The 26,747-nt window shown below is 46.5% G+C and carries 26 protein-coding genes and 1 other annotated feature; of the genes, 3 read left to right on the forward strand and 23 right to left on the reverse strand.

The features are described 5' to 3' along the window. Positions 1–1,281 carry a histidine--tRNA ligase gene (hisS, locus tag AXG56_RS07610; protein ID WP_008639496.1) on the reverse strand — a complete coding sequence of 427 codons (1,281 nt, stop codon included), beginning with the start codon at positions 1,279–1,281 and terminating at the stop codon, positions 1–3. A 72-nt stretch (positions 1,282–1,353) separates the two neighbouring features. Then, positions 1,354–1,571: a binding site (T-box leader), on the reverse strand. Between the two features lie 160 nt (positions 1,572–1,731). Here hisS and AXG56_RS07615 point away from each other — a divergent pair. Further along, a complete protein-coding gene (locus AXG56_RS07615) occupies positions 1,732–3,231 on the forward strand; it encodes an SH3 domain-containing protein (RefSeq protein ID WP_062513846.1) in 1,500 nt (499 codons plus the stop codon). 46 nt (positions 3,232–3,277) lie between these two features. Here AXG56_RS07615 and dtd read toward each other — a convergent pair whose 3' ends face one another. The 7 genes from dtd to AXG56_RS07650 form a co-directional block, all read right to left on the reverse strand. Continuing rightward, the gene (gene dtd, locus AXG56_RS07620) at positions 3,278–3,724 is read right to left on the reverse strand and encodes a D-aminoacyl-tRNA deacylase (RefSeq protein ID WP_026577174.1); all 447 of its coding nucleotides are present in this window, start codon (positions 3,722–3,724) and stop codon (positions 3,278–3,280) included. A gap of 20 nt (positions 3,725–3,744) precedes the next feature. Beyond that, positions 3,745–5,949 carry a bifunctional (p)ppGpp synthetase/guanosine-3',5'-bis(diphosphate) 3'-pyrophosphohydrolase gene (locus AXG56_RS07625; RefSeq protein ID WP_008639490.1) on the reverse strand — a complete coding sequence of 735 codons (2,205 nt, stop codon included), beginning with the start codon at positions 5,947–5,949 and terminating at the stop codon, positions 3,745–3,747. Between the two features lie 138 nt (positions 5,950–6,087). After that, entirely contained in the window at positions 6,088–6,600 is a 513-nt protein-coding gene (locus tag AXG56_RS07630) for an adenine phosphoribosyltransferase (protein ID WP_008639488.1), read from the reverse strand. Then, on the reverse strand, positions 6,590–8,917 hold the full coding sequence (gene recJ, locus AXG56_RS07635; RefSeq protein ID WP_062513848.1) for a single-stranded-DNA-specific exonuclease RecJ: 2,328 nt from the start codon (positions 8,915–8,917) through the stop codon (positions 6,590–6,592). Before recJ ends, AXG56_RS07630 begins: the two co-directional genes overlap by 11 nt. A 56-nt stretch (positions 8,918–8,973) precedes the next feature. Then, complete coding sequence (locus tag AXG56_RS07640; protein WP_008639483.1) at positions 8,974–9,300, reverse strand: lipopolysaccharide assembly LapA domain-containing protein; 327 nt, start codon at positions 9,298–9,300, stop codon at positions 8,974–8,976. 155 nt (positions 9,301–9,455) lie between these two features. Next, positions 9,456–11,738: a protein translocase subunit SecDF gene (gene secDF, locus AXG56_RS07645; protein ID WP_062513850.1), complete on the reverse strand. Its 2,283-nt coding sequence runs from the start codon at positions 11,736–11,738 to the stop codon at positions 9,456–9,458. A 144-nt stretch (positions 11,739–11,882) separates the two neighbouring features. Next, positions 11,883–12,167, reverse strand: coding sequence for a post-transcriptional regulator (locus AXG56_RS07650; protein ID WP_026577171.1), 285 nt, complete (start codon positions 12,165–12,167; stop codon positions 11,883–11,885). A 109-nt stretch (positions 12,168–12,276) separates the two neighbouring features. On the opposite strand from AXG56_RS07650, the gene spoVB reads away from it, so the two are divergent. Then, complete coding sequence (gene spoVB / locus AXG56_RS07655; RefSeq protein ID WP_062513852.1) at positions 12,277–13,833, forward strand: stage V sporulation protein B; 1,557 nt, start codon at positions 12,277–12,279, stop codon at positions 13,831–13,833. 37 nt (positions 13,834–13,870) lie between these two features. Here the strand turns inward: spoVB and AXG56_RS07660 are convergent, their stop codons facing one another. After that, positions 13,871–14,527 (reverse strand): DUF421 domain-containing protein, encoded by a 657-nt coding sequence (locus tag AXG56_RS07660; protein WP_008637979.1) that lies wholly within the window; start codon positions 14,525–14,527, stop codon positions 13,871–13,873. 58 nt (positions 14,528–14,585) lie between these two features. Next, positions 14,586–15,875 carry an ArsB/NhaD family transporter gene (locus AXG56_RS07665; protein WP_008637978.1) on the reverse strand — a complete coding sequence of 430 codons (1,290 nt, stop codon included), beginning with the start codon at positions 15,873–15,875 and terminating at the stop codon, positions 14,586–14,588. A gap of 127 nt (positions 15,876–16,002) precedes the next feature. Here AXG56_RS07665 and AXG56_RS07670 point away from each other — a divergent pair, with 127 nt between their 5' ends. Further along, positions 16,003–16,383: a TIGR04086 family membrane protein gene (locus tag AXG56_RS07670; protein ID WP_008637977.1), complete on the forward strand. Its 381-nt coding sequence runs from the start codon at positions 16,003–16,005 to the stop codon at positions 16,381–16,383. Positions 16,384–16,436: 53 nt separating this feature from the next. On the opposite strand, the gene yajC is transcribed toward AXG56_RS07670, so the two are convergent. The 13 genes from yajC to pheA form a co-directional block, all read right to left on the reverse strand. Beyond that, positions 16,437–16,694, reverse strand: coding sequence for a preprotein translocase subunit YajC (gene yajC / locus AXG56_RS07675; RefSeq protein WP_008637976.1), 258 nt, complete (start codon positions 16,692–16,694; stop codon positions 16,437–16,439). A 15-nt stretch (positions 16,695–16,709) separates the two neighbouring features. Beyond that, a complete protein-coding gene (tgt, locus tag AXG56_RS07680; RefSeq protein WP_008637974.1) occupies positions 16,710–17,846 on the reverse strand; it encodes a tRNA guanosine(34) transglycosylase Tgt in 1,137 nt (378 codons plus the stop codon). A 34-nt stretch (positions 17,847–17,880) separates the two neighbouring features. Next, complete coding sequence (gene queA / locus AXG56_RS07685; protein ID WP_062513854.1) at positions 17,881–18,906, reverse strand: tRNA preQ1(34) S-adenosylmethionine ribosyltransferase-isomerase QueA; 1,026 nt, start codon at positions 18,904–18,906, stop codon at positions 17,881–17,883. A 31-nt stretch (positions 18,907–18,937) separates the two neighbouring features. Then, positions 18,938–19,135 (reverse strand): DUF2905 domain-containing protein, encoded by a 198-nt coding sequence (locus AXG56_RS07690; protein WP_008637970.1) that lies wholly within the window; start codon positions 19,133–19,135, stop codon positions 18,938–18,940. Then, the gene (ruvB, locus tag AXG56_RS07695) at positions 19,132–20,133 is read right to left on the reverse strand and encodes a Holliday junction branch migration DNA helicase RuvB (RefSeq protein WP_008637968.1); all 1,002 of its coding nucleotides are present in this window, start codon (positions 20,131–20,133) and stop codon (positions 19,132–19,134) included. Before ruvB ends, AXG56_RS07690 begins: the two co-directional genes overlap by 4 nt. Positions 20,134–20,146: 13 nt before the next feature. Continuing rightward, complete coding sequence (ruvA, locus tag AXG56_RS07700) at positions 20,147–20,764, reverse strand: Holliday junction branch migration protein RuvA (protein WP_008637967.1); 618 nt, start codon at positions 20,762–20,764, stop codon at positions 20,147–20,149. Positions 20,765–20,964: 200 nt separating this feature from the next. Next, positions 20,965–21,534, reverse strand: coding sequence for a BofC C-terminal domain-containing protein (locus tag AXG56_RS07705; RefSeq protein WP_062513856.1), 570 nt, complete (start codon positions 21,532–21,534; stop codon positions 20,965–20,967). A gap of 78 nt (positions 21,535–21,612) precedes the next feature. Further along, complete coding sequence (locus AXG56_RS07710) at positions 21,613–22,365, reverse strand: YebC/PmpR family DNA-binding transcriptional regulator (RefSeq protein WP_026577168.1); 753 nt, start codon at positions 22,363–22,365, stop codon at positions 21,613–21,615. A gap of 78 nt (positions 22,366–22,443) precedes the next feature. Beyond that, positions 22,444–22,998 carry a YhcN/YlaJ family sporulation lipoprotein gene (locus tag AXG56_RS07715; protein ID WP_008637964.1) on the reverse strand — a complete coding sequence of 185 codons (555 nt, stop codon included), beginning with the start codon at positions 22,996–22,998 and terminating at the stop codon, positions 22,444–22,446. A 70-nt stretch (positions 22,999–23,068) separates the two neighbouring features. Further along, entirely contained in the window at positions 23,069–23,806 is a 738-nt protein-coding gene (gene nadE / locus AXG56_RS07720) for an NAD(+) synthase (RefSeq protein WP_062513858.1), read from the reverse strand. A 35-nt stretch (positions 23,807–23,841) separates the two neighbouring features. Then, positions 23,842–24,801: an aminoglycoside phosphotransferase family protein gene (locus AXG56_RS07725; protein WP_008637960.1), complete on the reverse strand. Its 960-nt coding sequence runs from the start codon at positions 24,799–24,801 to the stop codon at positions 23,842–23,844. After that, on the reverse strand, positions 24,791–25,690 hold the full coding sequence (gene safA, locus AXG56_RS19845; protein WP_062513860.1) for a SafA/ExsA family spore coat assembly protein: 900 nt from the start codon (positions 25,688–25,690) through the stop codon (positions 24,791–24,793). The genes AXG56_RS07725 and safA overlap by 11 nt, the downstream gene beginning before the upstream one ends. A 174-nt stretch (positions 25,691–25,864) precedes the next feature. Continuing rightward, entirely contained in the window at positions 25,865–26,740 is an 876-nt protein-coding gene (gene pheA / locus AXG56_RS07735; RefSeq protein WP_008637956.1) for a prephenate dehydratase, read from the reverse strand. Between the last annotated feature and the right edge of the window lie 7 nt (positions 26,741–26,747).

A 26,747-nucleotide genomic window follows, 5' to 3' on the forward strand; every position in this document is an offset into this window, starting at 1 on the left:
TCATTTCCCTCCAGCCAGTTTGGATTGCATATAACGGACGACTTCCTCAAGCGCTATTTCTTTCTGCTCGCCGGTCTCCATGTCTTTCACATTGATGACTTGCTTTTCCAGCTCCTGATCACCGATGACTAATACATAACGGCTCCCAAGACGATCGGCAGCTTTAAACTGCCCTTTCATTTTCTTCCCTAGATAATCTTTGTCCGCCTGTATACCGTTCAAGCGCAGCTCATTCGTAATTCGAACGGATTCCTTTTCGGCCTCTTCTCCCATAGCGACAACGAAGCAATCCATCCCCTGCTCCACCGGAAGTTCCACCCCTTCTGCATCCAACGCCATAAGAAGGCGCTCGATACTCATAGCAAAACCGATTCCGGAAGTTTCAGGACCTCCTACTTCCTGAACAAGTCCCGTGTAACGGCCTCCTCCACTGAGGGTGGTGATCGCACCGAAACCGTCAGCCTCACTCATGATTTCAAAGGCTGTATGATTATAATAATCAAGACCACGAACAAGATTCGGATCGATCACATATTCAATCCCCATAGTATCCAGGTGTCCTTTAACACGTTGGAAATAATCTTTCGAATAATCGTTTAAATAATCCAGGATGGATGGTGCCGTGGCCATCGCCGGATGATCTCTGTCCTTTTTGCAGTCCAATACGCGGAGAGGATTCTGATCTAACCGAAGTTGGCAATCCGAACATAGTTCTTCTTTGTGAGGTTCGAAGTGCTCCACCAGTGCTTGTCTGTGAGCTTCTCTGCTTTCTTTATCTCCGAGACTGTTCAAGACGAGTTTCAACGACTTCAAGCCAAGCGTCTTATAGGAGTTCAAAGCAAGGGAAAGGACTTCTGCATCTATGGCCGGGTCGTCAGAGCCGAGTGCTTCAATGCCGAACTGAACGAATTGACGCTGTCTCCCCTGCTGCGGACGCTCATAACGGAACATCGGTCCCATATAGAAGTATTTCGTCGGCTGGTTCGGAAGACCGTACACTTTGTTCTGGACGAAGGAACGCACGACGGAGGCTGTCCCTTCCGGTCTCAGTGTGATACTCCTGTCGCCTCTGTCCTGGAAGGTGTACATTTCTTTCTGTACGATATCCGTGCTGTCCCCGACACCTCTTTGAAACAACTCCGTGTGTTCGAAAATAGGTGTCCGGATTTCTTTATAATTAAAGCGTCTGCATAGTTCTGTCAGCTGTTGTTCAACAAACTGCCATTTTTCTACGACACCAGGCAAAATATCCTGGGTGCCTCGTGGGGCATTGATAGCCATGAAAATTCCTCCTTCATACGTTACAAACCATTTTTAACCATTAAAAAACCCGTCCCTTTTTCCGATATAGGAAAAAGGGACGGGTTAATACCCGCGTTGCCACCCTGATTGAAGCATGAAGCTTCCACTCAAAACAGTTAACGCCTGTGTACGTCTGTACCTACTTGGTCTTTCGATACAGCACCTAGGAAACGTCTTTCATCCGATCATAACGGGGGTGTTCTTTCAGCCTAGGGAACACCTTCTCTGTCCGCATGGGAAAGGGTTACTCTTTTCCTCAATGGTTTTACGATTCGCTTTTGAATTGATTACTATCATATAGTTTCCTTCATTCCAATGTCAAGTTATCTGTGGCAAATAATTTGTTTAAATCTATCGAAAGACGGAAGGATAATCCAATTCACTGTCGAATAATGTGTGATGTATACTTTTAACAGGAGGTGTAAGTATTTGAAGAAATGGCTATTTGTCATGGTTGTTATCCTGACAGCGGCCCTATTTCAGGGAAATGAAACTGTCTTTGCAGATCAGGCCGTCATTCAAACGGATAATATGAATGTACGATCCGGACCTGGAACCAACCATGATTCCATAGGAAAAGTCCATACCAATGAATCCTACACCATCGTCGATAAAAAAGGCGATTGGTTGAAGATCAAATGGAATGGCAAAACAGGATGGGTCGCAGCATGGCTCACAAAAGTGAAAACGGATAGTGCTTCTCCCGGAGGTACCGTCTACACCACCAAGTATGACTACTTGAGGATACGTTCCGATGCAGGTTTAAGCGGAACGATCAAAGGTCACTTGATGAAGGGGGATCAGGTACAGGCACAGGATAAGACCGGAAAATGGGTCCTTATCACTCACAGTGGAATCAAAGGCTGGGTCCACAGCGATTACCTGACGACCAAATCCGTTAAGAAAGAGTCCTCAAGCGCGACTGGTTCAAACAGCTCCGACCAAACTGTCAAAGGAAAAGTGAAGGTCGGCACGGACGTTTTGAACGTAAGGAGTCAGGGCTCCCTGCAAGGAAAAGTTTTAACCCAGATTCAAAGAGGTCAGACATATGAATACATAGGCGAACAAAATCGTTGGATTCATATTAAATGGGGAAACGGAAAGACAGGATGGGTAGCAGGGTGGCTGGTTAACAAAGTAGAGGACAACTCCAGTACGAAAGCCGATACCTCTATTACATTGTCTTATAACGGGACAAATATCCGCAGCGGTCCTTCAACAAATGACAAGATTCTTGGAAGGGCTCATAAAGGGGATCAATTCCAGGTTCTTTCCAAAGAAGGACAGTGGTACAAGATCAGCTACAGCGGAAAAACCGCCTACGTAGCCGGTTGGATTGTCGAAGAAAGCGGTAAAGAAAGCCAAACAGCAACACCAGTCTCCTCCGGCAGCCTGAACGGCAAAACTATCATGATCGATGCTGGTCACGGCGGAAGAGACCCCGGCGCTATCGGGAGAAACAACAGCTTGGAGAAAAACCTTACATTAAGCACAGCTCAAAAATTGAAGAACCAGTTGGAGAGTAAAGGGGCAAAAGTATTAATGACACGGACGAAGGATGAATATATTTCCTTGTCCATCCGTTCCTATTATGCAAAACGTTCCGACGCTGATGCATTTGTAAGCCTGCATTTAAACAGTGCGCCATCCGGAGTAACGGCGAGGGGAATCAACACGTTCTACTATCATTCGAAAGATAAGGGACTGGCTACCTCCGTACAAAACTCTGTCGTAGATTTTACCGGTTTAAACAACAGGGGAATTTTGAACGGGAACTTCCACGTACTTAGAGAGAATAATAAACCTGCCGTTTTGGTAGAATTGGGATTCATCTCTGATGCCCGCGAAGAACAGACCGTGCGCACCAATCAATACCAGGAGAAAGCAAGTCAAGGAATCACTCAAGGCCTTATCAATTATTTTAAATAAGCAAGGTCAAAAAAGCGCCGGAGCATCTAGCTCCGGCGCTTTTTCCTCATCTTTCTTTACTGTCGATAATCAAGGTTACCGGCCCGTCATTCGTAAGCTGGACATTCATCATTGCTCCGAATTCGCCTGTCTCAACCGGAATGCCCTCCTGTGTGACCATCTCATTAAAGGTTTTATATAACGGTTCTGCCAACTCCGGTTTTGCAGCACCCATAAAATTAGGTCTCCGTCCTTTGCGGCAGTCACCATATAAAGTAAATTGGGAAATCGACAACATTTTCCCCTCTACATCCATTAATGAATGATTCATCTTCCCATTCTCATCTTCGAAAATCCGGAGATAAGGAATTTTCTTCGCCAAATACCTGGCATCTTCCTCTGTATCCTCCTGAGTAACGCCCAAGAGGACGACAATTCCCTGTCCTACTTGTCCGATCGTCTCTCCAGCCACTTCCACAGAAGCTCCGGAGGTACGTTGTATAACTGCCCGCACTCCATTCACCTCATCTTCTTTTACTGCATAACACGACGCACTGTATATACTTCCTGTATCTGCTTAATCCGTTCAACAATTTTTCTTAAGTGATTCGTATTTTGTATCAAGATGGTGATATGGATCGTAGCCATCTTGTTGCGGTCCGATTTCCCGGAAACGGCTGTTATGTTCGTTTTCGTTTCGTTGACAGCCTGAAGCACTTCATTTAGAAGCCCTCTGCGATCATAGCCCCAAATTTCAAGGTCAACGTGATACTGTTTCGAATCGGTAACCGACATTTCCCATTTGACAGGAAGCAGCCTAGGCTGTGCTTCTTCCGTCTGCACATTCGGACAATCCGTCCGGTGCACAGATACACCACGGCCTTTCGTTATATATCCGATAATTTCATCACCGGGTACCGGGTTACAGCACTTGGATAATCGAACAAGGAGGTTGTCCACACCTTCCACACGTACGCCTGAATCACGCTTTCCGACTTTCGGTGGTGTTTTAATCTCCGTGGTACTAACGTCCGCAAGGGTCTGTTCCAGGTCCTGTTCCTTCTGCTGACGTTTTCTGATTTTCTCCGTCAGGCGTGTAGCTATTTGAGCTGCTGTGATTCCCTGATAACCGACAGCGGCGAACATGTCTTCCTCGTTTGCAAAGTTAAACTTCTCAGAGACACGCATCAGGTTCTCCTGTGTGTAGACGTCTTTTGGCTGGATACCGAAATTACGGATTTCTTTATCGACAAGCTCTTTCCCTTTAGCTATATTTTCATCCTTCTGCTGTTTCTTGAAGAATTGTTTAATCTTATTTTTAGCTTGGGAGGTCTGTGCTAGCTTAATCCAGTCTTTAGACGGGCCGTAGGCATGCTTGGATGTCATGACATCGACAATATCTCCTGTTTTCAATTCATAGTCAAGCGGCTCCATTTTACCGTTAACCTTCGCCCCTATTGTCTGATTGCCGACTTCCGTGTGGATGCGATAGGCAAAATCAACAGGTACAGAACCCGACGGGAGTTCAATAACATCTCCCTTCGGTGTGAACACATAAACCATATCCGAAAATAGATCGACTTTCAGAGATTCCATAAATTCTTCTGCATCATGCGTTTCATTCTGCCATTCCAGAATCTCACGGAACCAAGTCAACTTCTCTTCAAATGACTGTTCTGCCGCACTTTGTTTGCCTTCTTTGTATGCCCAGTGAGCCGCAATTCCGTATTCGGCTATCTCATGCATGTCATGTGTGCGGATCTGCACTTCCAAAGGATCGCCTTTTGGACCAATTACCGTCGTATGCAGAGACTGGTACAAGTTCGGTTTAGGCATAGCGATATAATCTTTGAACCTTCCCGGCATCGGTTTCCAACACGTATGGATGATACCTAAGACGGCATAGCAATCCTTAATGCTTTCTACGGTAATTCTAACGGCTAACAAGTCATAGATTTCGTTGAACTGCTTATTCTGCAGAACCATTTTCCTATAGATGCTGTACAAATGCTTCGGTCTTCCGTTTAAATCCGCTTGGATGTTCACATCATCCAACTGTGTCTGGATTTCGTTAATTACTTCCTCAATATAATGTTCGCGTTCATTACGCTTTTGCTTCATCAAGTGAACGATTCGATAATACTGCTGCGGGTTCAAATAACGGAGGGCCGTGTCTTCCAGCTCCCACTTAATTGTAGAAATTCCTAAACGATGCGCAAGCGGTGCAAAAATCTCCAATGTCTCATTCGAGATCCTGCGCTGCTTCTCCGCAGGGAGATGCTTCAATGTCCGCATATTATGAAGGCGGTCGGCTAGTTTGATCAGAATAACACGGATGTCCTTCGCCATCGCGACGAACATCTTCCTGTGATTCTCTGCCTGCTGCGCTTCCTTGGACTTATATTTGATTTTACCAAGCTTTGTGACTCCGTCCACCAGCATAGCCACTTCAGTGTTAAATGCATCGCCGATTTCTTCCAAGGTAATATCCGTATCCTCCACCACGTCGTGAAGAAACCCACCAGCAACAGTTTCCGGATCCATTTCCAGATTAACTAATATCCCTGCTACCTGAATCGGGTGGATAATATAAGGTTCTCCGGATTTCCTGAATTGATTGCTGTGGGCTTTCTCGGCGAATTCGTACGCACGACGAATAAATGCCAGATCTGACTCATTCAAATACTGACTTGCTTGCTCTATGACTTCTTCTGCAGTTAGAACTGTATCTTTGGCCATTCCATCACCCTAGTTTCTTTAAAACTTTCTTTATTTTCTATTTGGTATCATTATCAAAAAAAGCGCGGCTTTTGTAAAGGAAAAGCTTACTTAATTGTAAAACAAAGAGCGCCCCAACAAGGGCACTCTTTCTTTTTATTAGTATTGCATTAGCGTACAGACATCATGGCCTTTCAGCTTGCTGCGGCCGTTCAGGTAAGTAAGTTCAATTAAGAACGCACATCCCGCAACTTCTCCACCGAGCTGCTCAACAAGGTTAATCGTTGCTTCGATTGTTCCTCCTGTAGCAAGAAGGTCATCGATAATCAAGACACGCTGACCCGGTTTGATCGCATCTTTATGAATAGTCAATACGTCCTTACCATACTCGAGGCCGTAATCGACTTTGATTGTTTCACGAGGCAGTTTTCCTTCTTTACGTACCGGTGCAAAACCGATTTCGAGTGCATAAGACACAGGACAGCCTACGATAAACCCGCGTGCTTCCGGTCCTACGACGATGTCGATGTCCTTGTCTTTGGCATATTCCACGATTTCGTCAACCGCTTGTTTGAATGCAGGCCCATTATCCATAAGTGGGGTGATGTCCTTAAACTGCACTCCCTCTTTCGGCCAGTCCTGTACGATTGCGATATGTTCTTTAAAATCCATTAAATACTTCCTCCTTGACGTGCTTAGACCCTTGGTTCATATATTGGTCAAACCAATCTTTCAACTCATGATAAGTGGAATAGTAGAGCGTTTGTTCCATCTGAAGTTGTTCTTCGCGTCTGCGATAGAGCTGTGACTCTTTCAAGTCCTTCTGTGAAGGTTGTGATTCAACCGTAATAATCCCATTCTCTATTCTAACAAAGTCCAGTTCAAAAAACACCTCTGAAATAAATTCCACCATGGAACGGTCCCAGCCTTTACGGTTGGCAAGCAATTCCGTTTCTTTACGAAGATCAAAACGCCCGCGTTTTAAAAGCATACCATAAAACCATTTGAAATGATCCCTCGTCGGCCATCTCTTAAGAAAAGCGCCATCTTCAAGCTGATAACAGACATACACTTTACGCGCATCCACTATTTCTAAAACCTTTTTCAACTGATCGATTTCAGAAGGAAGATCGAGGAGCAGGAGCCCGTCCAGATGAAGCTCTTCGGTAAGATCGTTTGAACCGTATACAGGTATGTCAAACGGGGCCTTCGTCTTCTCTAGAAAACGGATAGCCGCATATGTTTCCCCTTCCGGTATATCGATGCTCTTTTCCAAATGTTTCGAGCCGCGCAGGTCAAAAAGCTGCTGCTCCTTTACAGCCAGATCCTTGACCATGACCTGCACATTTTTCCGACCGTTCCATTCATTTATCCCGAGCTCACCAACGATGTCTAAAGGGGTATGTGGAGCAATCTGCGGATACAAATTCCCCATATGAAAAGCGATCCCGTCCACCTTGGCTTTATTTTGTAGAAACTGGAACTTCAGATGATTTTTCTTGCTTCCAATCAAACGTATTTCCTTCGGCGTATGCTTCAGGTGAAACAGCGGCTTCGGGTTGCCCATACCAAAAGGACGCAACCTGTTCACTTCTTCAATCTGCTTTAATGAGATTTCTTCGATTTCCACCGTAGATTCAATATCAAGTACCTGGTGGTAGTCTTCTTCGGTCAGCTTTTCTTCTGCCTTTTGGATCAGGTCTTCCCGCAGGTTATTCACTTCTCCTGTTTCAAGAGTCATACCCGCTGCCTGCGCATGTCCACCGAAGTGAATAAATCGATCCCTGACTTCCATGCAGTTCGTAAATAAATCAAAAGCAGCGATGCTTCTTGCCGAACCTTTCGCTTGCTGCTTTTCCGGATCAATGGCAAGAACGATGGCAGGACGGTCAAATTGACGCACGAGTTTCGATGCTACAATTCCCAGGACTCCGGGGTTCCAGCCTTCCTTGGCGACGACAATAACCTTGTCTGCTTCACCTTTTTCATTCTTGACCATCGCTTCCGCTTCTTTCGCGATGGAGGCGACGATTTTCTGCCGTTCTATATTCAACTGGTTGATAAAAGCGGCGATCTCCTGCGCCTCATCCAGACTGTCTGATATCAATAAGTCCACGGCCGGTGTCGCATCTTGAAGTCGACCGACTGCATTCAAACGCGGCCCAATCGTAAAACCAATGGTTTCTTCCTCCATATCCCCCTCGATTCCACAAACCTGTCTAAGTGCCTGAATACCTGGACGAGTAGAACGGGAAATCGCTTCTAGACCGGCGGAGGCCAGAACACGATTTTCCCCTCTCAGAGGGACGAGATCGGCGATCGTACCTATGACCACCAAATCAAGGAATTCCGTCGGAAAATGCCCCAGGAGAGCTTCGGCAAATTTAAATGCGACGCCGACACCTGCCAGCTCCTGAAACGGATAGTCCGCCGAAGTCTTCGGGTGAATGATGCTGTAGGCGTCGGGCAGGCGTTCCTGCACTTCGTGGTGATCGGTAATGATCAAGTCAATGCCGAGCTCTTTTGCAAAGGCGGCCTCTTCGATAGCGGCAATGCCGGTGTCAACCGTAATGATTACCTTGAAGCCGGAATCACTCGCAAACTGGAAGGCTTCTTTATTCGGACCATATCCTTCCGTAAAACGGTTGGGAATGTAGAAATCACAGTCAGCACCCGTTTTGCGGATTGCTTCTACCATAAGAGTTGTCGACGTGACACCGTCTGCATCATAATCTCCGAAAACAAGAATCGGCTCCCCTTTTTCAACCGCTTCTTTTACACGGTTGACCGCCTTCTCCATCCCATCCATCAGGAAAGGGTCGTGAAGTTGTGTGACAGATGGGTTCAAAAATGTCCGCACATCTTCCGGTGAGACGATTCCGCGCTTCTCCAGCAGCTGTTGTGTAAGGGGGGTAATCCCCTGTACAGCCTCAATGGTTGCCGCGGCTTCTCTATATGTAAAATTCCATTTCATCTTACTTTGTATCATAAGTTCACCCCTGACCCGTCTATTATACTAGAGCGGACCAGGGGTAGCAAACCGGATTATGTGAGTTTGGAGTTTTCCTCCTGCTCATCATTTACAGCAGGATCATGGACAGGTTCATCTGTATGAGTATGGACATCAGCAGGCGCATCCAGTTGAGCGCGCAGCGACTTGTTTTCCCGTTTGAGCCTGTAATAGCGAATGGCTCCTACAGAAGCTGTTGCCAGTCCACCCAGCAGTACAGATATCAGAATAACGAGAATCAATGGTGCTTCTCCGGTGCCGAATAAATAATTGACCTGCACGGCATCCACGTTGATCACGGCGAAGATCGCAATGAGTAAAGCGAATATAAGTGCAAGGATAATGTAAGTTTGCCCTTTCACATTCCCACTCCTTTCTTTTTGTCTTTATTGATATACCCCGAACACTATAATAATAATCAAAAATGCCCGTTATCACCAGAAAGCTGCAGCTATCCTATCACAACAAGCTGAAAAAATCCCCGCCTTCAGGGCGGGGATTTTTTCTTTCTCTATTCTTAGACTTGTGGTCCATCCACTTTTTTCTTTTTCACGTAGTTAATTGGCTTTTCTTTGATGTTGCGTCCACGCCATATCAGCCACAGCTGAGAAGCAATGAACAGGGACGAATACGTACCTGCGAGCAAACCAATTACCAGCGCAAAGGAAAAATTCGTGATGGAAGAAGCACCGAAGAACAAGAGCATAACAGCCGCAAAAATAACGGTAAGTACCGTATTAATACTCCTCGTCAATGTCTGCATCAAGCTGTCGTTGACGATTTTAGCAAGTTCTTTGAAGGACTTGACCTTTTTCTTCTGCTTCAGGTTCTCTCTGATTCGGTCAAACGTAACGATTGTATCGTTGACGGAATACCCGACAATTGTCAGGATCGCCGCAATGATAGTGACGTCAAATTCAAGCCTTGTGATACTGAACAAGGCGATGATGAAGAATGCATCATGCAGCAAAGCAATGATTGCTGTGAGGGCGAAGAAAATTTCAAATCGGATAGTCACGTAAATGATAATCCCGATGGATGCATATAACACAGCAAGTGCCGCATTCTTCGCAAGCTCCTGTCCGACAACAGGAGACACCGTGCTGACGTTCGGTGTGTTCCCGTATTCTTCTTCATAGTAGGCCTGAATCTCAGACACCTTGTCTTTGCTTAGTTCCTTATCGAAACGAGCTACAGCTATTTCGTTATTATCTCCGGAAATAACGACTTTTTTCGGTGACAGATCGAATTCATCTTCCATTGTCTGTTCGATCTGTTCTGAAGAGACATTCTCGTCAGCAAGGATGGAAACCCGCGAACCACTCGTGAAGTCAATCCCCAGATTCAAGCGGAAGATCGCGATGGCTATGATTCCCGCTACTACCAGGGCAATAGAAACTGTAAAGAACCGTTTTCTTAGACCCACGAAGTCAAATTGACGTTTGGCGAACGTTGCTTCAACTTCCTGTCCATCCTCAATATTTTGAATATCCTCAGGCTTCACCCCAAACCATTTCGGTCGCTTGTTCAGGAATCTGCTCTTCACCCAGAGGCCCATAAACAGGCGTGTACCGTAAACTGCAGTGATGAAGCTGACAAGGATACTTACAATCAGCATCGTCGCAAACCCTTTGACGGAACTTGTACCGAAAATGAACAATACTGCTGCAGCAATCAAGGTAGTGATGTTGGCATCCAATATTGTGGAAAGCGATCGTTTATTCCCTGCTTTGTAGGCAGACATGAGTGATTTACCTGATTTCAATTCTTCTTTAATCCGTTCATATGTGATGATATTGGCATCGACAGCCATTCCCACCCCGAGAATCAGGGCAGCGATACCCGGTAAGGTCAGGACACCATTCATCCATTCGAACACAAGCAGAATTAAATAAATGTAAGTCGTCAATGTAATCGTTGCGATGACACCCGGGAACCGGTAATAAGCGATCATGAACAAGAAGATAACAGCTACTCCTATAAATCCGGCAAGGATCGTTTTGTTCATTGCTTGTTCCCCGAATTGAGCACCTACAGAAGTCGAGTACGTCTCTTCCAAGTTAACCGGAAGGGATCCCGCATTGAGAACATCCGCCAGCTGTTTAGCCGACTCAACAGTGAAATCACCGCTGATCATGATGGAGTTACTTCGGATCGGACCATTCTGTCTGAATGACGGAGCAGAAATATAACCAGGATCCTCTTTCCCATACTCCTCTGCAAAGGATGTATCCTCATTGTAATCAAGCCAGATGACTAATAAATCATCCGGATAAGGCGTTTCCGGATCGTCCGGTGTTTCATAAATCTCCTTGGATACATCATAGAATTTAGAAGCATCTTTCACTTTCAACGTGACAACCGGCTCGTTTGTATCCGGATTGAAGGTCTGCTGAGCACTTCCTTCCACCAAGTCCGAACCGTTTAAGTATTCTTTCCCGTCCGTGCCTCTCATAGAGAGCTGCGCGGATGTCGATAAAAGCTCCCGAGCCGTTTGTTGGTCTTCTACACCTGCAAGTTGAACACGAATCCTTCCTCCGTCTTCAATGGAGATATTCGTCTCACTGATACCTAGTGTATTGACACGCTGGTTCAATGACTCAGCAGTCGCTTCCAACACTTGATCATTGACTTCCTGGTCTTCGTTCAACGGTTCGACATCGTATAAGATTTCGAATCCTCCTTGAAGATCCAGTCCGAGTTTTATGTCTTTTGTAATTCCCGTGATGGTCGTCCCGATTGCAGCCGCTATCAACAAGACCACAAGGAAAAAGGCGACGATCCGCCCTCTTTTTACCATATATACCGCTCCTTCTACTCTGTTTCACACAGGCGGTTGTTGAACCACTTGTTATGTATTATGTATCAAAATCTGACAAATTAGAATCACTCGTTCTCCATTCTACTACTTTTTTTAAAAATGGCAACTGTACCGGAGAGCGTTTCAGGAACCTTCCAAGGCTTCGATCGAAGCAAGCAGGTCGTCGCTTTCGTATGCTTCAGCCGTCAAATAACCGGTGTATGTATGACTCGAGAGGCGAAAGATGTCCTGAACGATTTCATGAAGCCTCTTCTCCGGTTCTCCGTTCCAGACCTTCTTGATCAAGCAGTTCCAAACTTCTTCCTTTGTCGCTTGTTCATAGCCTAACAAATGCAGTTCTTCCACTTTGCTCTGCAACACCGGAGACACGCGCCTTCTCCATTCTCCGACCGTTTTCATTTGATCCATATCCATTCGCCTCTCTCCGCTATTTAATCTATTGTCATGGCTTGTCCAACCATACGCATATACTTCATTGTAGCGGAAATTCAATACTTTGAGAAGGCGGATCAATGTTATGTCTAAACAAACTTTTCTTCATGGAGCTCTCATTCTCGTAGCTGCAGGACTAATCACGAGATTGCTTGGCTTCATTAACCGGATCGTTGTAGCCAGGGTCATGGGGGCGGAAGGGGTGGGCCTTTACATGATGGCACTGCCTACACTCATTCTCGCCATTACGATCACTCAGTTCGGACTCCCCGTTGCTATCTCAAAGAGGGTATCAGAAGCGGAAGCAGGCGGAGATGAACGGAAAATCAAGCGGATTCTGGCCGTATCTCTCTCCGTAACAGGTACACTCAGTGTCTTATTCACAGTGCTGCTGTTCATCATGGCTCCCGTCATTGCCAATCACTTTCTGACGGATTCCAGAGCCCTCTATCCACTGCTTGTCGTTACACCAATCATTCCAATCATCGCTGTTTCCTCTGTAATAAGAGGCTACTTCCAAGGCCGTCAGAATATGAAACCTCAGGCGATGTCTCAAGTGATCGAACAGGTCGTGCGAATAGGTGCTGTCGTCCTTCTTACAAAACTGCTCTATCCTTACGGTGTCCAATTCGCAGCCGCAGGGGCCATGGCATCAGCTGTCCTCGGAGAACTTGCTTCTCTTTTCTATATGCTTAGACAATTCAACGTACACAAGCGGTTCCGTTTGAGGAAGACATGGAAAAGTCATATCGGTGAGGGACGAAAAACGTTGAATGAGTTGATGACCATTGCCCTTCCGACAACCGGCAGCCGATTTATTGGGTCGCTGACGTATTTCTTTGAACCCATTCTCGTCGCACAAAGTCTCGCCATTGCGGGAATCGCAGCCGTTGAATCAACGAAACAGTATGGAGAGCTTACCGGGTATGTGCTGCCGTTATTGTTCCTGCCCACCTTTTTGACGCATGCTTTGTCTATATCTCTCGTTCCGTCCATCAGTGAAGCTCAAGCTCAAGGAAAAACAGAGACGATTCAGTACCGCATCATGCAGTCCATCAGACTCTCCATAGCTTCCGGTGGTGTCATCACCATTATTTTTATGATCTTCCCCGCCGTCATTCTCATGACTATTTACGGGACAAGCAGCGCCGCTTTTATGCTGCAGTTCATGGCACCATTCTTTCTGCTGCACTATATACAAACACCTCTTCAGGCGACTCTCCAGGCACTTGATTTAGCCAAGCCGGCTATGTGGAACACACTCATAGGCTCGGTCGTAAAATTTGTCGTCCTTGTCGGTTTAAGTTCACGACCTGAATTCGGTATACACGGAGTCGCGCTGGCAATCGTTGTAGGGGTGGTCGTCGTAACCCTGCTGCACATGGCTGTATTAATCAAGTACAAAATCATCACCTTCCCTGTTTCCATGTTCCTTAAGTTTGCTGCTGTAATCGGCATCACAGGATATGCAGGAATGACCTGGAAACACGCATGGCTGGATGCCAGCAAGCCGGTCTCTCAACTCTTGACGATGGGCGTAACGCTTACTGTCTTCTACCTTTTCTTATTATTCTTCTTCCAGCTTCTCCGCGTGGAAGAGTGGAAGATGATCCCATGGAAACGATTATTCCATAAAAAATAACCGCAGCAATCGCGGTTATTTTTTTATAAACAAATTCCTATTGAAAGGCATCGTTGCTGTCAAATAAAAGCTCCCCCTGATCGTTGATCGTACATAAGGATACTTCCTCGACGGATGAAAAACCGTTCTTCTTAACCTCGTTCAAAAGCCAGCTCTTATTCTTGCGGACCGTCCTCAGTCCACTATACTGTATCAAGCCGTCAGCAATGAGAACAACAGCGTAATCGGAAGTACCATCTTTCTTCTTTTCAAAGACGGAAAGTTTTCCGGACGGTTCCAAAATAGCATAGGAAACATCCTGCACCTGCTGAATACCATGTTCTCTTAACTGCAGTAGTAAATCATTGAAATTATAACGTTGCCGTCTCATTTCATGTTCATCCACGTGACCATGCTTAATGATGATGGAGGGTTTCCCATCGAACCAGTTTCGGAAGCGTTGGTTTTTCAAAGAAAGCCAGGCACTTGCCAGTTGAATTAACAGCAGCACTCCCATTGGAACGAGGGCGTGCCATAATCCGGAATCCGGCTTTTCGATTAAAAAGACAGCGATTTCCGCAAGCATGATATAGACGACGAGGTCCATGATACTCAACTCTCCAATCTCCCGTTTACCCATGAAACGGAAGACAAGCAGAATAAGGAAATAGGTGAGCAGTGTTCGACCTATAACGGAAACGACGACGAAATCCATCGATCCACGCCCTTTCTTGTAGGTTCTCCTCTACTTAACATCACCTATTTCCCCGAATTTATGAGAGAAATGGAAGCAAATATCGCACCCATATATAAATGGATGAGATGATAAGCGACAAGAACAATACCGGCACCCCGTAAAAAGAAAACTTCAGAAAAGGAATCGGTTGATTATGACTGGCAGCAAGCCCTGCCACCACTACATTGGCAGAAGCACCCACCAAGGTCCCATTACCTCCGAGGCAGGCTCCAAGCGCCAGGGACCACCAAACAGGGTCAACATCCATCATCCCGTATCCCTGCAGCTCCTGAACGACAGGGATCATGGCAGCGACAAAAGGAATATTATCGACAACGCCGGAGAGCAGTCCGGCACTCCACAACATGACGGTCGCCGTGATCGGCATGTCTCCACCGGATATCCATACCATCCCTCTTGCCAGTTCATCGATAATTCCTACCGTCTCAAGACCTCCGACAAGCATAAAAAGTCCAATGAAGAAAAATAAAGTCACCCATTCCACCTCTTGAAAGACATGTTCCACCTCGACTTCTTTTTCAGACAGGAAGAGGAGAAGCAGGGCACCGGAAACAGCAATGGTTGTTATATCCATATGAATGAATGGATGAAGCATAAAACCTGCTATGGTAAGAACCATCACGGAGATGGATTGGATAAGCAACCGGGAAATCGTCAAGTGTTCCTTTGCATCCATCTGCATCAATTCTTCTGCCAGCGCTTTATTATAAACAAGCCCTTTCCGGAAGAGGAGAAGTATGCCGGTGATGACCACGGTGAATATGATCAATACTACTGGACCCAGATGATACAGAAACGATACGAAGCTGAAATGATCTACCGCTTGTCCGATCATGATATTCGGCGGATCTCCGATCAAGGTTGCCGTCCCCCCGATATTGGAGCTGAAGATGGTCGTAATTAAATATGGAAAAGCCGGCAGCTTTAAACGGTCCACTAATGACAATAATACCGGAACAAATAAAAGTACCGTCGTAACATTATCCAGAAAAGCGGACCCGACAGCTGTGAACAAAGCCGTCATGAATAACAGCGGGACAGGACGGCCACGGACCACCTGTGCAAGCCGAATAGCCATGTACGTAAAAATTCCAGTTTTTTTCGTGATGGAAACAAGGACCATCATCGAAAACAACAGAGCAACTGTCTCCCAATCAATGAATCCGAAAGCCTGTTCCCACTCATACACATTTGCCATCAGCAGCAAAACCCCTCCGGCAATGGCCACAAGAGCACGGTTCAATTTCTCCGTCATGATCAATACATAACTAGCCACGAATATAAGCAATGCAAGTACAGTTGTCATAGACCTTCCCCTTTACGTGGACTTTTACTTATACCTATTCATATGGAAGGGGAAATATCTACTTCTATCCCTGTATAAAACATGCATATAGATAGAAAAGACAGGCGTTATAGAGAGGAGGGATGGGATGAAGAAATTACTACAGGGAGTACTTGGGTATGGTGTCGGTTCTATCTTCCTTTTGATGATTACAGCAGCTGGTGTACTGGCTCTGCTCCTTCGCTTTACATCCATGGAATACGGCACGTTGAACCAGATTGCTCTGGTGACTGGTTTAACGATCCTCGCCGTGGGTGGAATGCTTGCCGCTTATAAAGGCGAACAAAAAGGATGGCTGTCAGGCGGGATGACGGGAGTAATATTTGTTAGTGCCATGATACTGTTTCAAATCATCTTTGAAAACACGTTAATCTCCCTGCCACAGCTTAGTTATTTCGGCGGCCTTGTCCTGGCTGCATGGCTGGGAGGCATGATCGGAGTAAACCTGCCGAGAAAAGCGGCCAGGTGAAAGAATGCATAAAAAATCCCGCTACACGGTGTGTAACGGGATTTTTTGTCTCATCAGCTGAGTTTTTCACGAACAGAAGAACGATCAAACTTAAGCTGTGTACCATCTTGAACAGTGACAACCAGCGTACCTTCATCTATAGCATGAATCGTACCGTGTAGTCCTCCAATTGTTATGATTCTATCACCCTTTTGTAAGTCCGACTGCATCTGCTGCACTTGTTTCTGTTTCTTTTGCTGCGGTCGGATCAATAGGAAATAGAAAATGACAAACATTAGAATAATCGGCAATAATCCTACTAATGTCTCCATTTATTTCCCCCCTTTCTAAAAGTTCTTTGCGTTTGGTTTGTTGAAACCATACATTTCAAAGAATTCTTCTCTAAAGTCACCGAGTCGATCTTCTCGAATGGCTTCACGCACTTGCCCCATTAAGTTTAACAGAAAATAAAGGTTATGATAAGTCGTAAGTCTGAATCCGAATGTTTCATTCGCTTTAACCAGGTGACGGATGTATGCACGGCTGTAATTCCGGCACGTATGGCAATCGCAATTCTCATCAATTGGTCGGAAATCGCGCGCATATTTAGCATTTCTCACGACCAATCGGCCTTCCGATGTCATCAATGTACCGTTCCTCGCAATCCTTGTTGGAAGGACACAGTCGAACATGTCGATTCCACGGATGGAACCGTCAATGAGCGAGTCGGGGGAGCCGACTCCCATTAAATAGCGGGGCTTCTCGGAAGGAAGCAGAGGAGTCGTAAATTCAAGTACGCGGTTCATGACGTCCTTCGGTTCCCCAACAGACAAACCTCCTACAGCGTACCCCGGGAAGTCCATAGACGTTAGATCCATCGCACTCTGCCGGCGCAGGTCTTCGTACTCTCCACCTTGGATGATTCCGAACAGCCCTTGGTCGTTAGGTCGCTTATGTGCCTCCAGACAGCGTTCCGCCCAGCGGCTTGTCCGTTCGACGGACTTTTTCATATACTCATGTTCTGCGGGATAAGGAGGGCATTCGTCGAAGGCCATCATAATATCCGCTCCCAGTGAGTTCTGAATACGCATGGCTTTCTCTGGAGAAAGGAAAAGTTTTTCTCCGCTGATATGATTGCGGAAATGGACGCCCTCTTCTTCAATTCTTCTTAAGTCACTCAGGCTGAATACCTGGAACCCGCCGGAATCTGTCAGGATAGAGCCGTCCCAGTTCATAAATTTGTGGAGGCCGCCTGCTTCTTCGACGATATCCTCCCCCGGGCGGAGCCACAGATGATACGTATTGGAAAGGATGATTTGTGCGCCCATTCTTTCCAGTTCTTCCGGACTCATCGTTTTAACGGTAGCAAGCGTCCCTACCGGCATAAACATCGGAGTTTCAAAAGAACCGTGAGGCGTGTGTACTTTCCCAAGCCGCGCCCCAGTCTGTTTACAAGTTTTTATTAATTCATAAGTGATTGCCATGTTTTCTTCCCTTTCTTACTCTTAAGATACAAAATCATGTAAGGAACATCGCGTCTCCGAAGCTGAAGAAACGATAGCGCTCTTCGACGGCTTTATGATAGGCTTCCATAACGAAATCCGTACCGGCAAATGCACTGACGAGCATAATCAATGTCGATTTAGGCAGGTGAAAATTCGTTATTAACCCGTCGATCGCCTGCAACTTCTGTGGCGGGTAAATGAAGATATCCGTCCATCCACTTGCTGCTTTGAAGTCCCCGTGGTCTCTAACTATCGTTTCAAGTGTTCGTGTCGAGGTCGTACCGACAGAAATGATACGGCCTCCCTTCGCTCTTACATTACGAAGATGCGCAGCTGTTTCTTCATTTAAACGATAAAATTCTGCATGCATATCGTGTTCTTCTATATTATCAACACTGACCGGGCGGAATGTGCCTAGTCCTACATGAAGAGTCAGATAAGCAATCTCGACTCCTTTTTCCTGAAGCTCTGTCAACAGCTCCTCTGTGAAATGGAGGCCTGCCGTCGGTGCGGCCGCAGATCCTTCTTCTTTCGCATAGACGGTTTGGTAACGTTCACGGTCGGATAACTGTTCCTTGATATAAGGAGGCAGAGGCATTTCCCCCAACGATTCCAAAACCTCAAGGAAGATCCCTTCATAATGAAACTTGACTTTACGACCGCCATGCTCCTGTATCTCCGTACATTCCGCGGCGAGCTGACCTTCGCCGAAGACGATTCGTGTCCCCAGCTTGATTTTCTTGGCAGGCTTCACAAGCACTTCCCATTCATCCGCCTCTGTCTGATGAAGAAGAAGAACTTCCACCTTGCCGCCTGTGTCCTCCCTGGCCCCATACAACCGCGCAGGAAGCACACGTGTATTGTTCAATACAAGGCAGTCTCCTTCGTTAAGATGGTCGGTAATTTTGGAAAAGCGCGTATGTTCAATAGATTGGTCCTCGCGGTTGCAAACCATCAAACGGGACGAAGAACGATCCTCCAAAGGCACTTGGGCAATCAGTTCTTCCGGCAGTTCAAAATCATATTGCTTAATATCCATGCTAATCCCCTATTCTTGCTATGTTTTTAATTCACCATTTGTTTATCAAATAGAAAAGGAAGGAAAGGACGATACTCACGACAATCGAGGTCACAATAGGAAAATAGAAGGTCATGTTTCCTTTCCTGAAGCTGATGTCTCCTGGAAGCTTGCCAAAGATACTCCACAGTAGACCGATGACGATAAACACAATCCCTATAACAATAAAGATTTTACCGAACCCAGTCAAGAGCCGGGCACCTCCCTGTTGAAGTGAGCATAAGCTTTCGGTGTCACAACCCGGCCCCTCGGCGTACGTTGGATATAACCGATTTGAAGGAGATAAGGTTCGTACACGTCTTCGATCGTCTGTGGTTCTTCCCCGATCGTAGCAGCGATTGTATCCAGCCCGACCGGACCTCCTTGAAAACCGTCCATAATTCCTTCCAAAAGCTTATGATCGATGAAATCCAGTCCTTCCGCATCCACTTGCAGCATTCGAAGAGCTTCTTTCGTCGTTTGCTTGGAAATGACGGATTCTCCCTTCACTTGCGCAATATCACGCACCCGCTTCAAGAGCCGGTTGGCGATACGCGGTGTTCCACGAGAACGCCGTGCCACTTCAGATGCCGCTTCTTTATCGATGTCCACGTGGAAAATTTCAGCCGTCCTTTCCACAATGGAGCATAACGCCTGGGTATCATAATATTCCAAGCGGCTGTGGACCCCGAAACGATCTCTCAGCGGTGCGGAGAGCAGCCCGGCCCGAGTCGTTGCTCCTACAAGCGTGAAAGGCGGGAGGTCAAGACGGACAGAACGGGCGCTCGGACCTGTACCAACGACGATATCGAGGCAAAAGTCCTCCATGGCAGGATACAGTACTTCTTCCACCGATCTCGGGAGTCGGTGAATCTCATCAATAAATAAAACATCCCCGGGTTCCAGCGAAGATAAGATAGCTGCCAAATCTCCAGCCCTTTCAATGGCAGGACCAGCAGTTGTACGGAATTGAACACCCATTTCATTGGCTATGATAGAAGCGAGCGTCGTTTTCCCCAATCCCGGCGGCCCGTACAAAAGAGCATGGTCCAGCGGTTCGTTTCTCATTCGCGCTGCCTCAATGAATATTTTCAAATTACCCTTCACCTGGTCCTGGCCGATATACTGCCTAAGCGTTTCAGGACGGAGACTCAGCTCTATATCCTGATCTACCTCCTGCTGTTCTCCAGATATCATACGATCTTCCACCAGTCATCCTCCTTCAAGCTTTCATCAATAGCTGCAGACCCTGGCGGACATAATCGTCCACACTCCCCTGCTTCGTTTTCTCCAGTTCTTTACGAACAAACTTCACTTCTTTCTCTGTATAACCGAGCGCCTTGAGTGCCTCAATAGCATCATCCAGACGTTCTCTGCGTTCTACGGAGGTCAAATCTTCTTTGTAGAACAGCGTATTTTCGTTCTCTTCATCCGGAAGCCAGACGATAAGTTTGCCTTTAAGATCAAGAATCATTTGGCGGGCTGTCTTCTTCCCGACACCGGGAAACTTAGTCAAGTACTTCTCATCTTCCTGCTCAATCGCGGATACGAATTCCGGAACACTTACCGTCCCCAGAATGGCGAGTGCGCCCTTCGGTCCAATTCCTGACACGTTCAGCAGCTGGGCAAACAACTGTTTATCCTCTTTCTTGCGGAAACCGAACAGCGATTGGTTATCTTCCCTGATGTAATGATACGTATGTACTTTCACTTCCTGATTCATTTCATCTTGAAAATGAAAGGGGTTGGCACATAAAATCTCATACCCTATCCCGTTCGTTTCTATAGTCATCGACCCTTCATCAAGCGTCGTAACGATTCCTCTGACATAACTGATCATGTAACTAATCCTCTCCAACCTTTAATAACTAATACTGTTATTGTAACATAGAAGCACATGTTCGCCCATCCTTCAAGCCTTGCAACACGGATCCTTTTCTCCGAAAAAAAAAGAGGAGACAACTTTTCACAAAAAAACGAATGCTTCCTTAATTAACAAAGGGTCGGCATTCGTTTTTTCTATAATTTCTTATGCATGGATCAGGCATGCTCTTCCTCCGTCACCCTCTGCACCACTTGTTCAAAATGGCGGAAATCTTTTATTTTTATCCCCGTCTTCAATTTATTTTTATACTTGGATTCCAGCGGCTTCACAGGTACGGGCTTGAATGATTCTATCACTTCCCCATGATCCGGAAGCCCTTGAAAGACCGCAAGCTCCCCATCCTTATTTAAACCGAAATATCCTTGGCTCTTCGTCAATGGAGAGATATCTTCCACTTGTCGTTGAAACACGATTTTCCCGACTTCCTGCTCTTCTACTGTCCAACCAGCGTATTCCGCCCAAAAATCCGGCATGGACCAGATTGTTTCTTCTTCCTGAGTCGTTTCTGTGACTCCATCCCTATAATGCTTCTTCAACACGACTATAAGTGTCAGAGGTTCCACCTGCACACGCGTCTCTTCTGTGCTGCTTTCTGACACCTTCCCGTCAATGTTTCGTTGGAAAGGATGGTCTTCTGCCTTCAAAGGTCGGTCGCTACTGTTTTCCATCCCCTGCCAGCCAACAAGAAGGAGACTGATGCCGATAGCCCACCACAAGCGTTTCATACTCGGTTCCCCCCATAAACTAAAATAACTTCCATTCCTAGTGTGTCCGGGAATGAAAGTTATTATGATAGAAAAGGGTCAGGACAATTTCGCCAGAACAGATTCATCTGCATCCAGGTTATGATAAACTTCCTGGACATCATCATTATCCTCGAGCATATCAATCAGTTTGAGCATTTTCTCTACTCCTGATTCATCAAGGTCTGTGTATGTTTCCGGTATCATCGTCACTTCATTGGTAAGAAATTGGTATCCGCTGTCCTTTAGGGCATCTTTGACAGTTGAGAACGACTCCGGCGCAGTATATATTTCAAACCGGTCTTCATATGTTTCCATTTCTTCCGCTCCGGCTTCGATCGCTTCCAACATCATGTCTTCTTCATCTGCATCTGTCAAAGAACGATCAATCACTAAATAACCAGAACGTTGAAACATAAAGGAAACACATCCATTTTCACCGAGGTTCCCATCATTTTTGTTGAACGCATGTCGTACATCCGCCGCCGTGCGATTCTTATTATCTGTCAATACTTTCACCATAACCGCCACACCACCAGGGCCGTAGCCTTCATACGTATATTCTTCATAATGGACGCCATCCAGGTCCCCTGTAGCTTTCTTGATGGCACGATCAACGTTATCTTTGGGCATGTTGTTGGCACGTGCTTTATCCATAGCTAAGCGTAGAGGCGGGTTCGTCTCAGGATCTCCGCCTCCCTGCTTGGCAGCCATAAATATTTCCCGGGCCAGTTTCATGAACAGTTTGCCGCGTTTTGCGTCCTGCGCCCCTTTGCGATGCTTAATGTTACTCCATTTTGAATGACCAGCCATGGACATTCTCCTCTCCCATGCAAATCTTTTCCTTTATAAATATATCATAATCCCCAAAATGCTTGAAAGTCTGCCGAATTAGTTCTGATTAAAGAAACTTTGGAAGCGGTTTTTCCACTTATCCGGCATGTCAGACGCTTTTAATCTGGAATTTAAATCTTTCATGTGATCCCAGTTATTGTTGTTCGTATATATCGTGACTTTCTTATCTGAAACCTCTGCTACTTTCTCTTCAATTTTGTCCGGTATCGATTGATTTCTCCGGTCATAAGGGTTAATCATGACAGCGACGTACATACGGTCATCGGTTGAAAACGCCTGGGCCATGGTCACTTCATCCAGCTCATTGACCTTTTCGACGACACGCATCGCATCTTCGTTATTGAAGTCGTTATCGTGGGAACGATTTGTTTCTTGATATTTGGACTGCCGGAACTCTTCGTCTGCCGTCCGCTTGAAGTAGCTGTCTTTCCCTGTAGGGATCTTTCCTCTTCGCTCGGTTCCTTCGTCTGCTTGATATTCCATCGGTTCATAAATGGACTCTTTCGGTTCGGGAACCGTTTCTTCCTTTCCTGTCTGGCAGGCTGCGAGCACCCCCGGTATGAGGATGAAGACGATGAATAATTTCCACATAAAAACATTCTCCTTTTTCCCTTACTATGGGTCCAAGAAGAATGTTTTAATCTGACAATATTCGCCAAGCTTATTGAGGCGGTGCAGGCGGCAGCTGACGCTTATGAGCGGAACGTTTGTGTAAAGCTTCAATGATTTGACGGTCTTTCTCAGGGATTTCTTCCCCCTTCAAGTGACGATCGATCATCTCATAGCTGGTTCCCATTTCATTTTCGTCTGTCTGTCCTTCCCATAGGCCGGCACTCGGCTGTTTATGGATGACTTCTTTCGGAACTCCAAGGTATTCTGCCATTTCCCGGACTTCTCCTTTTGTCAAGTTCACAAGTGGAACGAGGTCTACCCCGCCGTCCCCGAACTTAGTGAAGTAACCTGTGTACCATTCGGCAGCATTGTCTGTTCCTACAACAAGGTATTTGTGGTTTGTAGCAACTGTGTAAAGCGTACTCATTCTCAAACGGGCACGAAGGTTGGCATCTGCGAGCTGGGATTGCTCTTCATTCCACTGCCCCTCGCTCTCCAGCTGTTCTTTAATGGTGGAGAACATGACATTATGCGTTTCGGTCAAGTCTACGACGATGGAAGACAGGTCGCATGCATCAATTACGCTCTGGGCATGCGTTTGATCGTCCGATTGGCTCTTACAAGGCATAATTACGCCTAAAGAGCGTTCAGGAAAGGCTTTCTTGATTAGGTTGGCAACAACTGCAGAGTCGATTCCTCCACTTACCCCGACAAGCAAACCTTCTACATTTGCTTTTTCTACTTGTTCCTGCAACCATGCTACGATTTGATTTACTTTTTGTTCCACCGGATTGTTCATCCTTTCACACATATGATATACAATCATAGCATATGTTCTGCATATCGGACAAACATCTTTCTACTTTCCCAGGCTTTTTCCAGCTTCCGCATCGGCCGCTGCATCGTCGATCCTTCCCTCACACCGCTTCTGTACCCGTAAAGCCATTCGCGCAGCAGGTCAGCAGGAACGAGGACCCCTTTCCACCAGATTTCCTTCTCCTTCACATGCGGGAAGTAAGAAATCAATGCTGTACGGTCTTTTTCTAAACAGGGGAGAAAGCGTTGAGCTAATTGAATGTGGTCGTATAAATGGGGTCCGGTATGAAGAAGATCGAAATCGATCAATTTGATCTGCTTATCCTTTGTCACCATGAAATTATGGTGGGCGACATCTCCATGCAGCCATTCATGATGATTCCACGCCCGTTCTTCGATTTCCCCCCATGGATGTTCAGAAAAATCCTCCAGGCGCTGCAGCATGGAAGAACGAATTTCTTCATACATATGTTTCTTTCCTAAATCAAGGAAGGTGTCTCTCGTCTCTTCAAATTGTTCCAGACGCCGCTCCCATTTGACGTAAAGCGGGTCTTTGGGAACCGAAAGCACCCCGATCCCTTTCGTAGTTCGGTGGAAATGGTGAAGGATGCGTACTGCCTGCTTACGGTCATGGTGCTTGTTGAAATCTGCGTGGTGTCCGTTCACATGTTCAAAAAGCGCCCACTCACATCCAAGCCTTCCTTTCGTTTCTTTTCTATCGGGAAACGGCACCGGACGCGCTGCTATTCTGTAAGCGTAATTCCAATGCTTAAAAAATTCCAGCTGCTGGTCAATGACACGGGGCCTGCGATACCCTTTCAAGATGAACGATTGATCCTTGTAGTTGACCTGGTACACTTTTGGTTTAATATGCCGCTCGAAAGTGATCGGCAGACCTTCCTCTGCCTGGAGCCAATGAAAAAGGCGATCCGTATATGAATCGCCCTTCCTCTTGTCAGCTCTCATCTAAATCATCTTCCCGCCAAGGTTGCTGATAACCCGGCCACATCGGCTGCCCCCAGCCCTGCTGTCCCTGCGGCATATATGGTCCTTGTTGACCCCAACCAGGATAACCCTGCTGCCAGCCCCCGTGATGGTACGGCATCGGTGCGCCATAGCCCATCTGTCCTTGCGGCAGTGACTGGCCGCCCCCACAGCCACAGCCACCGGACTGTGTACCGGGACTCATCATGTTATTGGACTCTTCTTCCCACATCTGCTGCTGCATTGGCATGTGCATCGGCATCGGCTGCTGCATTGGCATTGGCTGCTGCATCGGCAGGTGCATCGGCATCATGACCGGATGCGGAGGACAGCAATAGAAGTCGGTATGAACGAGTTGGGGACCCTGTGGAGGGCAATACGGCTGCTGTGGCATAGGTGCCGGTACGAACTGTTCCCCTTTCACTTCCGGAGCCTTCACTTCTTCCGGAGACTCTTCCTCTTTCGGCTGCGGCGCGGGCATCTGCGGCAGGTGGAAGGTCGTATAATAATTTTGCATCTGCTGATCGATGCTCGGCATGGTGATCGGCATATTCATGTTAATTGGCTGCATCGGCATCATCGGTTTTTCCATGACACCCTTGACCGGTTTTTTCTCATCTTCCTTCATTGCCGGCGGAGGAGAAGGCATCGGCATTTCCTTCTTCGGTGCAGGCGCTGGAGCCATTTGCTGCTTGGGTGCTTCCTTTTTCACCTGCTTCGTACCTTGAGGGACTTTGATCTTCATACCCGGCATGATCATATCAGGATTGGATAGCTGGGTATTTACGGATTTCAACTCTTCAAAGTTAACCCCATATTTCTTGGCAATGTTCCAGAGTGTATCTCCTTTTTGTACAATGTGAATTCTCACATCTGCAACTCCCTTCCTGTCAATCTAAAAAACGATAAGACAATAATAGCTCAATAACACTCTATGCAAGACAACCCGAAAGATTGATGAAAAAGCCTACAATAAATTCGAAAAAAATATAAACAAACCCCCGGAACCCTATGTTTATAGGATTCCGGGGGTTTGTGTTTTTTTTTATGCTTTTTGTACCGGAGTAGGAATGTCCAACTGATAGGTCGGATAGGTCCCAAGAACGCGAAGCTGACAGCCTAACGCTTCCAACTCTGCCTGCACACCTGGAAACAGCACCTGATCGTAAGGCTGATCCACATCTATCAGGAAGAAATAGTTGCCGAGCCCGGTCTTCATCGGACGGGATTCGATCTTGGATAAGTTCATCTTCCTCCAAGCAAAGGCAGCAAGCACCTGATGGAGCGCCCCTACATAATCTTTCGGCAGTGTTACCATCACTGTCGTCTTATGGCTTGACACCGGATGGTCCTTCACTTTCAGCGTATGCGGCGTCTTCTGGACGACGGCAAAACGGGTATGGTTATTATCATAATCATGGATATCCGAAGCCAGCATCCGCAGACCATTCTGTTCAGCAGCCAGATGATTGGCAATCGCTGCAACCCCGGGACCGATTTCAGAAACCATTTCAGCCGCTCTGCCCGTGGAAGTTGTCGATTCCAATTGCGCATCCGGATAATGGCTGTGCAGATATTGGTGACACTGGGCAATGGCATGACTGTGTGAATACACTTTTTCAATTTCCTGCCCGTGATGATCAGGATGGACAAGCAGGTGTTGTTTGATCGGCACCGTAAGCTCTGCAATAATCGATTGATCCACTTGGTGGACCAGGTAATCGATCGTCAAATGCACCGATCCCTCGATAGCATTTTCCAACGGTACGACTGCTGTCGCTATCTCTCCCTTTTCAACGGCATCCAGACAGGAGGGAATGGTTTCAAAACTTACATACGTCCCTCCATCAAACATAGCGTCCACGGCCATTTTCGTAAATGTTCCTTTAGGTCCTAAGTATCCGATCCGTTGTTCCGACATGATTTCC

Source organism: Halobacillus sp. KGW1, from assembly GCF_001592845.1.
Classification (GTDB): Bacteria; Bacillota; Bacilli; order Bacillales; family Halobacillaceae; genus Halobacillus.